At 67.3% G+C, this 12,629-nt stretch carries 11 protein-coding genes and 1 pseudogene; 7 read left to right on the top strand and 5 right to left on the bottom strand.

The annotated features are described in order from the left end of the window. The 4 genes and pseudogenes from AC1Q5S_RS16030 to AC1Q5S_RS16015 all read right to left on the bottom strand — a co-directional run. Positions 1–89, bottom strand: a pseudogene (locus tag AC1Q5S_RS16030) (electron transfer flavoprotein subunit beta/FixA family protein); the annotation flags it as partial. A gap of 219 nt (positions 90–308) precedes the next feature. After that, the gene (locus AC1Q5S_RS16025; RefSeq protein WP_303836622.1) at positions 309–1,628 is read right to left on the bottom strand and encodes a mechanosensitive ion channel family protein; all 1,320 of its coding nucleotides are present in this window, start codon (positions 1,626–1,628) and stop codon (positions 309–311) included. Beyond that, positions 1,628–2,419: an enoyl-CoA hydratase gene (locus AC1Q5S_RS16020; protein WP_303836621.1), complete on the bottom strand. Its 792-nt coding sequence runs from the start codon at positions 2,417–2,419 to the stop codon at positions 1,628–1,630. The genes AC1Q5S_RS16025 and AC1Q5S_RS16020 overlap by 1 nt, the downstream gene beginning before the upstream one ends. A 143-nt stretch (positions 2,420–2,562) precedes the next feature. Continuing rightward, positions 2,563–3,468 carry a histone deacetylase family protein gene (locus AC1Q5S_RS16015; protein ID WP_303836627.1) on the bottom strand — a complete coding sequence of 302 codons (906 nt, stop codon included), beginning with the start codon at positions 3,466–3,468 and terminating at the stop codon, positions 2,563–2,565. An 89-nt stretch (positions 3,469–3,557) separates the two neighbouring features. Between AC1Q5S_RS16015 and AC1Q5S_RS16010 the strand changes: the two genes are divergently transcribed. The 6 genes from AC1Q5S_RS16010 to AC1Q5S_RS15985 all read left to right on the top strand — a co-directional run bounded on the left by AC1Q5S_RS16010 (position 3,558) and on the right by AC1Q5S_RS15985 (position 10,610). Further along, a complete protein-coding gene (locus AC1Q5S_RS16010) occupies positions 3,558–4,478 on the top strand; it encodes an AAA family ATPase (protein ID WP_303836620.1) in 921 nt (306 codons plus the stop codon). 11 nt (positions 4,479–4,489) lie between these two features. Beyond that, positions 4,490–5,566, top strand: a complete 1,077-nt coding sequence (locus tag AC1Q5S_RS16005; protein WP_492239066.1) for a DUF58 domain-containing protein — start codon at positions 4,490–4,492, stop codon at positions 5,564–5,566. A 109-nt stretch (positions 5,567–5,675) separates the two neighbouring features. Beyond that, complete coding sequence (locus AC1Q5S_RS16000; protein ID WP_422204812.1) at positions 5,676–7,736, top strand: transglutaminase TgpA family protein; 2,061 nt, start codon at positions 5,676–5,678, stop codon at positions 7,734–7,736. 10 nt (positions 7,737–7,746) lie between these two features. Continuing rightward, positions 7,747–8,847 carry a lytic murein transglycosylase B gene (gene mltB / locus AC1Q5S_RS15995; RefSeq protein ID WP_422204810.1) on the top strand — a complete coding sequence of 367 codons (1,101 nt, stop codon included), beginning with the start codon at positions 7,747–7,749 and terminating at the stop codon, positions 8,845–8,847. Positions 8,848–8,877: 30 nt separating this feature from the next. After that, complete coding sequence (locus AC1Q5S_RS15990; RefSeq protein WP_303836613.1) at positions 8,878–9,843, top strand: ABC transporter ATP-binding protein; 966 nt, start codon at positions 8,878–8,880, stop codon at positions 9,841–9,843. Between the two features lie 5 nt (positions 9,844–9,848). Beyond that, the gene (locus tag AC1Q5S_RS15985) at positions 9,849–10,610 is read left to right on the top strand and encodes an ABC transporter permease (RefSeq protein WP_303836625.1); all 762 of its coding nucleotides are present in this window, start codon (positions 9,849–9,851) and stop codon (positions 10,608–10,610) included. Positions 10,611–10,675: 65 nt separating this feature from the next. On the opposite strand, the gene AC1Q5S_RS15980 is transcribed toward AC1Q5S_RS15985, so the two are convergent. After that, entirely contained in the window at positions 10,676–12,022 is a 1,347-nt protein-coding gene (locus tag AC1Q5S_RS15980) for a branched-chain amino acid ABC transporter substrate-binding protein (RefSeq protein ID WP_303836612.1), read from the bottom strand. Positions 12,023–12,115: 93 nt separating this feature from the next. Here AC1Q5S_RS15980 and AC1Q5S_RS15975 point away from each other — a divergent pair, with 93 nt between their 5' ends. After that, positions 12,116–12,505: an Hsp20/alpha crystallin family protein gene (locus tag AC1Q5S_RS15975; protein ID WP_303836610.1), complete on the top strand. Its 390-nt coding sequence runs from the start codon at positions 12,116–12,118 to the stop codon at positions 12,503–12,505. Positions 12,506–12,629: the final 124 nt, after the last annotated feature.

Raw genomic sequence — 12,629 nt, 5'->3', positions numbered from 1 at the left:
TTGGCAATGTCTACGCCCGTGCCGTCCGATTTGACGCGGACTTTCACGTTGTAGTCCACCACGCGTTTGACTGGGACCAAGACCTTCATTGCTGCGACTCCTCAATAGAGTTGGTTGAATTGACGTTTACGTTAAACCAAACATTCTATGCCGCACTGCAACGAAATCGCTGCGACGGACGATGCAAAGACACAAAATCGAACGATCGTGCTTTTTATGAATTATAGGCCAATGTGGCAACCCGTCATCCCGCCCATGCGTCGCCTGCGGGTCGGGACGACCGGCCCCCGAACCGCCGGCATCGGGATTCAGGCGACCGGGGTCGGGCGGGCATCCGGCGGCGCGGGCCGGTCTTGCGGACTCAGGTGCACGACACGCTGCGGGAAAGGAATGTCGATCCGGTGCGCACGCAGTGCCGCAAGAATGGCGCGGTTGATGTCCGAGCGCAGCCCCAGCGATCCGTTTTCCGGATCGGTGATCCAGAAGCCCACGGTGAACTCCAGTCCGTCAGCGCCAAAAGCCGACAGCGCCACCGCAGGCTCCGGGTCGCGCAGCACGCGCGGGTTGACCAGGGCCGCCTCGCCCAGCAGGCGCGTGACCAGATCGACATCGCTGTCGTAGCCCACGCTGACCACCGTGGACATCCACACGCGCGGGTCGGCCAGCGAGAGGTTTTCCACCCGTTGCGTGATCAGCATCTCATTGGGGACGATGGATTCGCGCCCCACGCCCGAACGGATGACCGTGTAGCGCCCCGTGATGTCGGTGATGCGGCCCTCGAAACCATCGACGCGCACGTTGTCGCCGATGCGCACGCTGCGCTCGGCCAGGATCACAAAGCCGCTCACATAGTTGGCCGCCAGCTTCTGCAGGCCAAAGCCAATGCCCACGCCCACGGCGCCGCCCAGCACCGACAGGGCCGTGAGGTCGATGCCCACGGCCGACAGCGCCAGGATCAGGCCCAGAAACATCAGCAGGGCACGCGCGGCATTGCTGAACGCCTTGCGCACCGACAACTCGCTGCCCGTGACCGAGCGCAGCAGGCGCGACTCGATGGCCGACGAGATCCACAGCGCCACGATCAGCACGGCGCAGGCCGTGACAAAGCCTTCGAGCATGGTGCGCACTGACAGCGTGGTGGACCCCACCTTCCAGGTGATCTCGTCGAGTTGCTGCAGCACCAGCGGCAGCAGGCCCGTCACCCACAGCACCATGACCAGCCAGGCCAGCCAGGAAATGGTGCGCTCGATCGGGCGCACCCAGGTGGCCTGCGGAAAGGCCGCCTGCAGCACCTTGACCCCCACGCGGATCACCACCAGCGAGATCAGCACCGGAATGATCACCTTGAACGCCGCCAATGGCACCCACTGTGCCAGCACCGCCCGCGCGACATAGCCAAGGCCCAGCAAGGTCAGCGGAAACAGCACACCATCCACCACCTTGCGTCCAAACAGGATGGAGCGCTGCTCATTGCGGTGCAGCGCGCGGCGCACGGCAGACACCATGAGCCAGGCCAGCGCCACGCAAACGGCCAGCGTCCCCAGCTCAATCAGAACGGTGGGCTGCGCGAATGCCCGAAACCACTGCTGCACATCGTCGAAGATCGGCGCATCAGACTGCATGGGCATCAGGACTTCCAGGCGGGAGCACGTTTCTCGGCAAATGCCCGCGCACCCTCTTGCGCCGCCGCATCCATCATGTTGGCCGCCATGGCCTGGCCTGCCAGCTGGTAGGCCGCGTCCAGGCCCAGCTCGCGCTGCTGGTAGACCAGCGCCTTGCCCATGGCCACGGCAGCGCGTGGTTTCTGCACAATGGATTGCACCAGTTTTTCCACCTCGTCATCCAGCGCCTCGGGCGCCACGACGCGGTTCACCAGGCCCTGCGCCAGCGCCGTGGGGGCGTCGATGAAGTCGCCGGTGAGCAGCATTTCCATGGCGCGCTTGGCCGGCACATTGCGCACCAGCGGCACACTGGGCGTGGCACAGAACAGGCCGTAATGGATGCCACTGGTGGCAAAGCTGGCATTGCTGGCCGCCACCGCCAGATCGCACTGCGCCACCAGCTGGCAACCGGCCGCCGTGGCCATGCCCTGCACCCGCGCAACCACGGGCACCGGCAGCTTGTGGATGCTCAGCATCATGCGGCTGCATTGCGCAAAGAGCTGCTGGTACCAGGCCAGATCGGGATGGGCCGCCATGTCCTTGAGGTTGTGGCCGGCGCAAAACGCCTTGCCCGCGGCCGCCAGCACCACCACGCGGACGCTGTCATCGCGGGCCACGGCGTCCAGCGCCTGCTGCAGCGCGGCCAGCATCTCCGCGCCCAGTGCATTGAAACGGGCGGGATCGTTCAGGGTCAGGGTCACCACGCCGCGCGCGTCGCGGGTGGTCTGCAGCAATTCATCAGAATTCGAAATCGTCATGTCTTTACTCCTATGTGTCGCAAGAGCTGGGCCGCCCGCAACCCGCGCGGACCCCAAGCCAGTGCCACCGTGGAACTGGCTTTGCCAGGCCACGGGTGGCGTCCCCCTCAGGGGGAAGACGCCGCAGGCGGCTCAGGGGGAATTCAAAGATCAGCCAGCACACGCACATGGGCTTCCACGCTGCGCGCCAGGGGGCCCATCACGTAGCCGCCTTCCAGGCACGAGACGATGCGGCCCTTGGCATAGCGCCGGGCGATGTCCATGATCCGGTGGGTGATCCAGGTGTAGTCGGCCTCGACCAGGCCCAGCTGGCCCATGTCGTCCTCGCGGTGGCCGTCAAAACCAGCGCTGACGAAGATCATCTCGGGCTTGAAGGCCTCCAGGCGCGGGATCCACATCATCTCGATGATTTCCCGGATATCCATGCCGCGCGTGTAGGCCGGCACCGGCACATTCACCATGTTGGGCGCCGGATTCTGGTCGCCGCTGTAGGGATAGAACGGGTGCTGGAAGATGCCCACCATGAGTGCGCGCGGTTCATTGGCCAGGATGTCTTCCGTGCCGTTGCCGTGGTGTACATCGAAGTCCACCACCGCCACGCGCTGCAGGTTGTAGCGCTGCAGTGCATATTTGGCCGCCACCGCCACGTTGTTGAAAAAGCAGAAACCCATGGCCTTGTCGCGGCAGGCGTGGTGGCCCGGCGGGCGCACCGCGCAAAACGCGTTGCTGATTTCGCCGGCCATCACCGCATCGGTGGCGGCCAGGGCCGCGCCGGCGGCGCGCAGCGCGGCCTTCCAGGTGTGCGCGTTGATCGCGGTGTCGGTATCGAGCTGCGAGTAGGCGGGGCCACCCGCCATCAGATCTTCGTTGAGCAGGTCCGACAGGCCGCGCATGGCCGCCACATGGAGCCGGTTGTGCGCCAGCTCGATATCGGCCAGCGAAGCCTCGGGCGCTTCGTAGCGCTCCAGGGCATCGGCCACGCCGGTGATCAGCAGGCGGTCTTCGATGGCGTCCAGCCGCTCGGGGCATTCGGGATGCCCCGGCCCCATTTCGTGCTTTCGGCAGTCGGGATGGGTGAAATAGCCTGTCTTGCTCACAGTGAAATCCCCGTGTCGCTTTTTTCAGATAACGTGGCGCCATGCATGCACAGCTCAAAATCAAGTCTCTTCTGAACCAGCTTAACACGGTGATTGTGGGCAAAAGCGCCCAGGTACAGGACTGCGTGGCCTGCCTGCTGGCGGGCGGACATCTGCTCATCGAAGACGTGCCGGGCGTGGGCAAGACCACGCTGGCCCACGCGCTGGCGCGCACGTTCGGCCTGCAGTTCGCGCGCGTGCAGTTCACGGCCGACCTCATGCCCAGCGACCTCACGGGCGTGTCGGTGTACGAGCGCGGCAAGGAGGCCTTTGTCTTCCACCCCGGCCCGGTGTTCGCCCAGGTGTTGCTGGCCGACGAAATCAACCGTGCCAGCCCCAAGACGCAGAGCGCCCTGCTCGAAGCCATGGAAGAAAAGCAGGTGTCGGTGGAGGGGGAAACGCGCGCCCTGCCGCACCCCTTCTTCGTGATCGCCACCCAGAACCCGCACGACCAGCTGGGCACCTTTGCGCTGCCCGAGTCGCAGCTCGACCGTTTTCTGATGCGCATCTCCATCGGCTACCCCGACCGCGCCGCCGAGCGCCTGCTGCTGGCCGGCAGCGACCGGCGCGACCTGGTGGACAGCCTGCTGCCCCTGCTGTCCCAGGACGAGCTGGCGCAACTGCAGCGCCAGGTGCTGGCCGTGCACACCGCCGAACCGCTGCTCAACTATGTGCAGGACCTGATTGCCGCCACCCGCACGGGCCGCTGGTTTCTGCAGGGGCTGTCGCCGCGCGCGGGCATTGCGCTGGTGCGCGCGGCCAAGGCCCAGGCGCTGATCAGCGGGCGCGACTATGTGGCGCCCGACGATGTGCAGGCCGTGCTGCCCCAGACCATTGCGCACCGCCTGGTGCCCGTGGGCGACGCGCGGCGCGGCGCGGTGGAGCAGGTGCGCGCGATGGTCGAGTCGGTGCCCCTGCCTTGAGCCTGCACGCCATGCCGCCCGCCTCTGCCGCAGATGCCCCTGCGCCCACGCACGCCGCGCCCTCTGTGCACGCCGCGCGCCCTGCCACACCCTCGCGCCTGGCCGGCCTCCATCCGCTGACCCTGGCGCGGGCGCGCTTTCGGCGCTGGTGGGAAGCGCGCCTGCCGCTGTCCGACACCCTGGTCCTCACGCAGCGCAATGTGTACATCCTGCCCACCGGCGCGGGCTGGATGCTGGCCTGCACCCTGCTGGTGCTGCTGGTGGCATCCATCAATTTCCAGCTCAACCTGGGTTACCTGCTGACCTTTTTGCTGGCCGGCAGCGCGGTGGTGGGCATGCACCTGGGCCACGCCACGCTGCGCGGCATCACGCTGCACCTGAAGGCGCCCGAGCCCCACTTTCTGGGCGGCAGCACGGCGTTTGAAGTGCAGCTATTCAGCGACCGGCGCACCGCACGCCACGGCATTGCGCTGTCGGTGCACGGCGATGGCCAGCGCACGCACGACTGGGCACTGACGGATGTGCCCGCGCAAGGCAGCACCAGCGTGCAGGTGGCGTTCCGCCCCGCGCGCCGGGGCCTGCACCGCGTGCCCACCCTGGTGGCCGAAACCCGCTTTCCGCTGGGCACCTTCCGCGTCTGGAGCTACTGGCGCCCGGCCGCCCAGGTGCTGGTGTACCCCGCCCCCGAGGTGCCCGCGCCACCGCTGCCGCCCGGCGAGCCGGGTGCCAGCGGCACGGGCAGCGCCAGCACCCAGGGCATTGGCGAATTCGACGGTGTGCGGGCCTACCGGCGCGGTGACCCGCTCAAGCTGGTGGTCTGGAAGAAGGCCGCCAAATCGCTGGCCACGGGCACGGACGACCTCGTCAGCCGCGACGCCCAGCAGGCCCAGCGCCATGCGTTGTGGCTGGACCTGGCCCACGCCGCCCTGCCCGGCCACGAAGCGCGCGTCTCGCGCCTGACGGCCTGGGTGCTGCAGGCCGACCGGCTGGGCATCGACTACGGCCTGCGCCTGCCGGGCGTGGAACTGGCCCCGGACACCGGCGCGGCCCACCGCCAGCGCTGTCTGGAGGCCCTGGCACTGTGCTGAGCTTTGTCCTCCAAAAAACACCAGGACAGCCTGTGGCGCCTATCTTTCAAGCGCTATCAGCTATAGATAAAATAGCAATCGCCCGGCACCTGCACGGGCACCATGCCCCATGACCTTGCGCCAGACCCTTGCCACCCTGCCACGCGACACGCGGGACACGCTGTTTCTGCTGCTGGTGATTGCCTGGGTGGTGGCCCCGCAGGTGGCCCACCTGCCGGTGTGGGCCAGCCTGATGGCGGGCGCCGTGCTGCTGTGGCGCGGCTGGCTGGCCTGGAACGGCCGGCAGCTGCCGGGGCGCTGGGCCGTGGCCGGCTTGCTGGCGGTGGCGGTGGCCGGCACCCTGTTCACCCACCAAACCATCCTGGGGCGCGATGCGGGCGTGGCGCTCATCGTGATGCTGCTGGCACTCAAGACGCTGGAGCTGCGTGCGCGGCGCGATGCCATGGTGGTCTTCTTCCTGGGCTTCTTCACGATGCTCAGCAACTTCTTCTTCTCGCAATCGCTGCCCACGGCCGTGGCCATGCTGGTGGCGCTGCTGGGGCTGCTCACGGCCCTGGTCAACGCCCACATGCCGGTAGGGCGCCCGCCGCTGGCGCACGCGTTTCGCCTGGCCGGCACCATGGCGCTGCTGGGCGCACCCATCATGGCGGCGCTGTTCCTGCTGTTTCCGCGCATGGCGCCGCTGTGGGGCATGCCCAGCGACACCCTGGCCGGGCGCAGCGGTCTGTCGGGCGTGATGAAGGTGGGCAACATCGCCGAGCTGGCGCTCGACGACAGCGTGGCACTGCGTGTGCGCTTCGACACCCCCGGCGGTGCGCCGCCACCGCAGAGCGATCTGTATTTTCGCGGGCCGGTGTTCTCCACCTTTGACGGCAGCGAGTGGCACCCCTTGTCGTACCGCGTGGGCACGCGATCGATGGAGCGCCCTGCCACCCCCGCCCAACTGCAGGTGCAGGGCGCCGCGCTGCGCTACGAGGTGACGCTGGAGCCCCACAAGCGCTCCTGGCTGCTGGTGCTGGACGCCGCCCGCGACAAGCCCGCCGTGGCCGGCATGGGCGCCTTCATGACGGACGACCTGCAATGGCGCACCAGCCGCCCGATCACCGACGTGACGCGTTACCAAGCCGAAAGCCACCCGCAGTTTCGCCACGGGCCCGACACCGCCACCCCCGCGCTGCGTGCCTACACCGAGCTGCCCCCGGGCTTCAACCCGCGCACGCTGGCACTGGCCCAGGCGCTGCGCAACGACCGCCGCATCGCCCCCGACCCAGCCCGCGACGCCACGCCCGCGCTGATCGATGCCGCGCTCACCCGCCTGCGCACCGGCGACTACCGCTACACGCTGGAGCCCGGCGTGTACGGCCAGCACACGGCCGACGAGTTCTGGTTCGATCGCAAGGAGGGTTTTTGCGAACATATCGCCTCGGCCTTCGTGGTGCTGATGCGCGCCATGGACATTCCGGCGCGCATCGTCACCGGTTACCAGGGCGGCGAACGCAACGCCGTGGACGGCTACTGGACCGTGCGCCAGAGCGATGCCCACGCCTGGGCCGAAGTGTGGATGGCCGGGCGCGGCTGGGTGCGCGTGGACCCCACCAGCGCCGTCGCCCCCGGACGCACCGGCGCCTTCGAGCGCCTGCAGGCCCCGCGCGGTGCGCTGACCACCGCCATGGGCACCGTGATGAGCCCCGGCGTGGCGCAGAACCTGCGCGCCCTATGGGAGGCCGTCAACAACGGCTGGAACCAGTGGGTGCTCAACTACACGCAAAGCCGCCAGCTCAACCTGCTCAAGGCGCTGGGGTTTGAATCGCCCAGTTGGCAAGACCTCGCCTCCGTGCTGGGCGCGCTGGTGGGGCTGGCCGCGCTGGGCGGCGCCAGCTGGACGCTGTGGGAGCGCAGCCAGCACGATCCCTGGCTGCGCCTGCTGGCCCGCGCCCGCCGGCGCCTCGCCAGCAGTGGATTGACCCTGCCCGACACCCTGCCTCCCCGGGCCATGGCCGAACGGGTGCAGGCACAATTTGGCGATGCCGCGCAGGGCGTGGCCGGCTGGCTGCTGCGGCTGGAGCAATGGCGCTATGCCGCCCAGCCCGCTGGCGCTGCCAGCCAGCTCAGCGCCCTGCGCCGCGAATTCCGAACCCTTTCCTGGCCCGCCCCCAGCGCGCGCCGATGAACCCACCGACATGCTGAAAACCGTTTCAACCGCCATTTTGTTGATCGCCTCTTGCGCAATACCCATAAGCGCCACAGCCCAAAAGCACCACAAATCCGGAAAAACCCGCAGCGCAGCCACTGCCGGCAGCGCTGCGGTGAACGGCAGCATGGCCTACGCCACCCGCCCCGAGGCGCTGCAGTTTGCCGACGACCTGGCAGAGCGCCGCGACCTCGACCGCGAATGGGTGCGCCAGGCCATCGGGCAGGCCCGCTTTCTGCCCCAGGTGCCCAGGCTCATGCTGCCGCCCGCCAAAGGCACGGCCAAGAACTGGCGCGTGTACCGCAGCCGTTTCATCGACCCGGTGCGCATCCGCGCGGGCCTGCGCTTCTGGCAGGACCACGCCGAAACGCTGGCGCGGGCGGAGCGCGAATTCGGCGTCCCCGCCGAAACGATCGTCGGCATCATCGGCGTGGAGACCATCTACGGCCAGCAGATGGGCAACTTCCGGGTGATGGATGCGCTGGCCACGCTGGCTTTTGATTTCCCCGCCGCGCACCCGCGCGCCGCCGAGCGCACCGAGTTCTTCCAGCGTGAGCTGGAGCAGTTCCTGAGCCTCACGCACCGCAGCAACGTGGACCCGTTCGAGCCGCGCGGCAGCTATGCCGGCGCCATGGGCCTGGGGCAGTTCATGCCGTCGAGCTGGGTGCGCTACGCGATTGATTTCGACGGCGATGGCCGCGTGGACCTGTTCAACAGCCCCGCCGACGCCATCGGCTCGGTGGCCAATTACTTCATCGCCCACGGCTGGAGGCCGGGCATGCCCACGCACTACAGCGTGCAGTTCGACCCCGACCCCGCCCGCGTGCAACTCGACGAGTTGCTGGCCCCCGACATCCTCCCGAGCTTCAGCGCCGCCAGCATGCAGGCCAAGGGCGCCATGCTGGATGCCGCCGGCGCACAGCACACCGGGCCGCTGGCGCTGGTGGAGCTGCAAAACGGCGACGATGCGCCCAGCTATGTGGCGGGCACCGAAAATTTCTATGCCATCACCCGCTACAACTGGTCGAGTTACTACGCCATGGCCGTGATCGAGCTGGGGCGCGAGGTGGCGGCAGCGCGGGCACGCTAAGCTGCCCCACCTCTTTCACTCACCTACCGCATGTCTGCCAAACTCCCTTCGCCCCCTTTTGCAGACGCCATCGTGCGCGTGCGCGGCCTCGGCAAAACCTACGCGGGTGGCTTCCGGGCGCTGAAGCACGTCAACCTGGATATTCGCCGTGGCGAAATTTTTGCCCTGCTCGGCCCGAACGGTGCCGGCAAGACCACGCTGATCAGCATCATCTGCGGCATGACCAATGCCACCGAGGGCAGCGTGACGGCCGACGGCTTCGATACCGTGCGCGACTACCGTGCCGCCCGTGCCGCCATCGGCCTGGTGCCGCAGGAGCTGCACACCGATTCATTCGAAACCGTATGGGCCACCGTGAGCTTCAGCCGCGGGCTGTTTGGCAAGGCCCCCAACCCGGCGCTGATCGAAAAGATCCTGAAGGACCTGTCGCTGTGGGACAAGCGGGACACCAAGATCCTGGCGCTCTCGGGCGGCATGAAGCGCCGCGTGCTGATCGCCAAGGCGCTGTCGCACGAGCCGAAAATCCTGTTCCTCGACGAACCCAGCGCCGGCGTGGACGTGGAGCTGCGCCACGACATGTGGCGCCTGGTGCGCACGCTGCAGGGCGCCGGCACCACCATCATCCTGACCACGCACTATATCGAGGAAGCCGAAGACATGGCCGACCGCATCGGCGTGATCCGCCAGGGCGAACTGATCGTGGTGGAAGACAAAGACGTGCTGATGCGCAAGCTCGGCAAAAAGCAGCTGACCCTCACGCTGCAGCACCCCATGGAGCGCGTGCCCGATACGCTGGCGCGCTGGCCGCTGGCCCTGTCTGCCGACGGCCATGCACTGACCTACAGCTTTGACACCCAGCAGGAAGACACCGGCATCGCTGCGCTGCTGCGCGCGCTGGGCGAGCACGGTATCGACTTCAAGGACCTGCATTCATCCGAGAGTTCGCTCGAAGACATCTTCGTCAGCCTCGTCCACGAACAGAGAGCCAGCCAATGATGGGCCTGAACCTGCACGGCGTGCGCGCCATTTACCGCTTCGAGATGCACCGCGCCTTTCGCACCTGGGCGCAAAGCCTGATTGCGCCCGTGCTCTCGACCTCGCTGTATTTCATCGTCTTCGGCTCGGCCATCGGCTCGCGCATGGGCGACATTGGCGGCGTGGACTATGGCGCCTTCATCATCCCGGGCCTGCTGATGCTGTCGCTGCTCTCCGAGAGCATTTCCAATTCGGCCTTTGGCATCTACATGCCCAAGTGGTCGGGCACCATTTACGAACTGCTGAGCGCGCCGGTCAACTGGGTCGAGGTGCTGCTGGGCTATGTGGGCGCCGCGGCCACCAAATCGCTGATGGTCGGTGCGCTGATCCTGGCCACGGCGCGGCTGTTCGTGCCCTACGAAATCGCCCACCCGGTGTGGATGCTGGGCTTTCTGGTGCTCACGGCCATCACCTTTTGCCTGTTCGGCTTTCTCATCGGGCTGTGGGCCGACAGCTTCCAGAAGCTGCAGATCATTCCGCTGCTGGTCATCACGCCGTTGACGTTTCTGGGCGGTGCGTTCTACAGCATCAGCATGCTGCCGCCGTTTTGGCAGACGGTCTCGCTGTTCAACCCGGTGGTCTATCTCATCAGCGGCCTGCGCTGGGCCTTCTATGGCGCGGCCGACGTGCACATTGGCGTGAGCGTGGGCATGACGCTGGTGTTCATGGCGGCGTGCCTGGGCCTGGTGTGGTGGGTCTTCAAGACGGGTTACCGGATTCGCCGCTGAGGTGGGTGCGGCGCCCTGCGCAGGGGCCCCGCGCAGGGAGCGCCCCACCCACCGCACAGACCCGCTCAATACCGCTGCATGCTGCAGCTGTGCGGCTGCTGCGCCCGGGCGGCGGGGATCTGCCGCACCACGCGAAAGCCGTAGCCCGAGCCTTCCACGTCGAACTTCACGCCGGGCGTCCCCTTTTTGTCCATCACGCCCACGGCCAGGGCCTGCTGGAACTGGTGGTCGGCCGCGCGCATGGTGCCGCCCTGGCCCGCCAGCTGCACGCTGGCTTTTTCCATCTGCCGGGCCATGGCTACCACGTCGGTGCTGCCCGCGCGCTCGATGGACTGGGCCAGCGCCTCCACCATGAGCTGCATGCGCATGTGCACATAGTCGTCCTGCGGATTGGGAAAGCGCGTGCGAAAGGACTGGTAGAACGCCTCGCTCTGCGCCCCCGGCACGTTGGGCAGCCAGTCGGCCACGGCCACCACCTTGCCCACGCCGGCATCGCCCAAGGCGGCGGGCGCGCCCAGCGCGTTGCCATAGAAGGTGTAGAAGCTGCCGTCAAAACCCACCTCGCGCGCGGCCTTGACCAGCAGCGTGAGATCGTTGCCCCAGTTGCCCGTGACCACGGCCTGCGCGCCGCTGGCCTTGATCTTGACGGCATAGGGGGCAAAGTCCTTCACCCGGCCGATGGGGTGCAGCTCGTCGCCTACCACGGCCACGTCGGGACGCTGCGCGGCCAGCTGCCGCCTGGCCTCGCGCAGCACGGCCTGGCCAAAGCTGTAGTCCTGCCCGATGAGGTAGACGCTTTTGAGCGCCTTGTCCTCGCGCACCACCTCCATGAGGGCGGCCATGCGCATGTCGGCATGGGCGTCAAAGCGGAAATGCCAGAAACTGCATTTTTCGTTGGTAAGGATGGGATCGACCGCCGAGTAGTTGAGGAACAGCACGCGCTTGCCCGGCTCGCGCTCGTTGTGCTTGTTGATGGCCTCGATCAGCACCGCCGCCGTGGCCGACGAATTGCCCTGCAGGATGACCTGCGCGCCAGCATCGATGGCCGCACGCAGGGCCGACAGGGCCTCTTCGTTCTGGCCCTTGCTGTCGTAGCGCTCCAGCACCAGCGGTCGGGCACCGCCGGCCGCTGCAGGCAGTTGCACGCCGCCGCGCGCATTCACGCGCTCGATCGCCCAGTAGATGTTGCGAAAAACCGCCTCGCCGGTGTTGGCGAAAGGGCCTGAGAGGCTTTCGATCAGGGCCATCTTGATGGGCCTGGCCTGCGCCACTGCCGCTGTGGGTGCCGGGGCCTGCGCCCAGCCGGCAGACACCGGGACCAGCGCGCCAGCCAAGGCGGCAACCACGACCAAAACAGATCGACGTAATGCCGCTGCGCCTGATTTCAAGCCCGCGGAGCGCAATTTATTCATGCCATTTTTTCCTTGAAATGCGGCGGGGCCGCACACACCTCTTTGGCATGCGGCGACCACGTCGAGAGCCGCGCAGTGTATAGGAGCCTCCCCATGATTTTCGCCCCCATGATCCGCCGCGCCGCCTACGCCAGTGCACCCCGTTCTTCTGACCTGGCGCTGCAACGCTTCCTGATGGGCACTCTCGCAACACCGGCCAGCGCCAGCACCACCGGCGTCACCGTGGCCCGCGATGACAAGGCCACCACGCTGCAACTGGACGTGCCCGGCCTGGCGCGCGAGCAATTGCAGATCAGCATCGACGGCCATGTGGTCAAGCTGCAAAGCGTGGAAGGCGCACCCCGCCAGGTGCAGCGCGCCTGGGAGCTGGCCGAGGACATCGATGCCGCCGCCAGCACGGCCAAGCTGGAGCACGGGGTGCTCACGCTCACGCTGGTGCGGCAGGTGCCCGCCGACAAGTCGGTGCAGCTGGTCGTGCACTGAACCGCGGCGAGGGGCTGCTTTCCGGCGGCTCCGCATATGACGGAAAAATCAGGAGAAATCAGGCTGTAGCGCTTATCTGACAAGCGCCTACGGCTTCTTTGTGCATGAAGCGGCAAGGCCCGTG

This window comes from Acidovorax sp. GW835-FHT14B10, from assembly GCF_058793725.1.
This window is presented reverse-complemented; position numbering and strand designations above follow the sequence as displayed.

Excerpts from the sequence above, each read along its gene's own strand:
- AC1Q5S_RS16025 (WP_303836622.1), bottom strand. The coding sequence starts at position 1,628 with ATGCCCATGCAGTCTGATGCGCCGATCTTCGACGATGTGCAGCAGTGG.
- AC1Q5S_RS16020 (WP_303836621.1), bottom strand. The coding sequence starts at position 2,419 with ATGACGATTTCGAATTCTGATGAATTGCTGCAGACCACCCGCGACGCG.
- AC1Q5S_RS16015 (WP_303836627.1), bottom strand. The coding sequence starts at position 3,468 with ATGGGGCCGGGGCATCCCGAATGCCCCGAGCGGCTGGACGCCATCGAA.
- AC1Q5S_RS16010 (WP_303836620.1), top strand. The coding sequence starts at position 3,558 with ATGCATGCACAGCTCAAAATCAAGTCTCTTCTGAACCAGCTTAACACG.
- AC1Q5S_RS16005 (WP_492239066.1), top strand. The coding sequence starts at position 4,490 with ATGCCGCCCGCCTCTGCCGCAGATGCCCCTGCGCCCACGCACGCCGCG.
- AC1Q5S_RS16000 (WP_422204812.1), top strand. The coding sequence starts at position 5,676 with ATGACCTTGCGCCAGACCCTTGCCACCCTGCCACGCGACACGCGGGAC.
- mltB (WP_422204810.1), top strand. The coding sequence starts at position 7,747 with ATGCTGAAAACCGTTTCAACCGCCATTTTGTTGATCGCCTCTTGCGCA.
- AC1Q5S_RS15990 (WP_303836613.1), top strand. The coding sequence starts at position 8,878 with ATGTCTGCCAAACTCCCTTCGCCCCCTTTTGCAGACGCCATCGTGCGC.
- AC1Q5S_RS15980 (WP_303836612.1), bottom strand. The coding sequence starts at position 12,022 with ATGAATAAATTGCGCTCCGCGGGCTTGAAATCAGGCGCAGCGGCATTA.
- AC1Q5S_RS15975 (WP_303836610.1), top strand. The coding sequence starts at position 12,116 with ATGATTTTCGCCCCCATGATCCGCCGCGCCGCCTACGCCAGTGCACCC.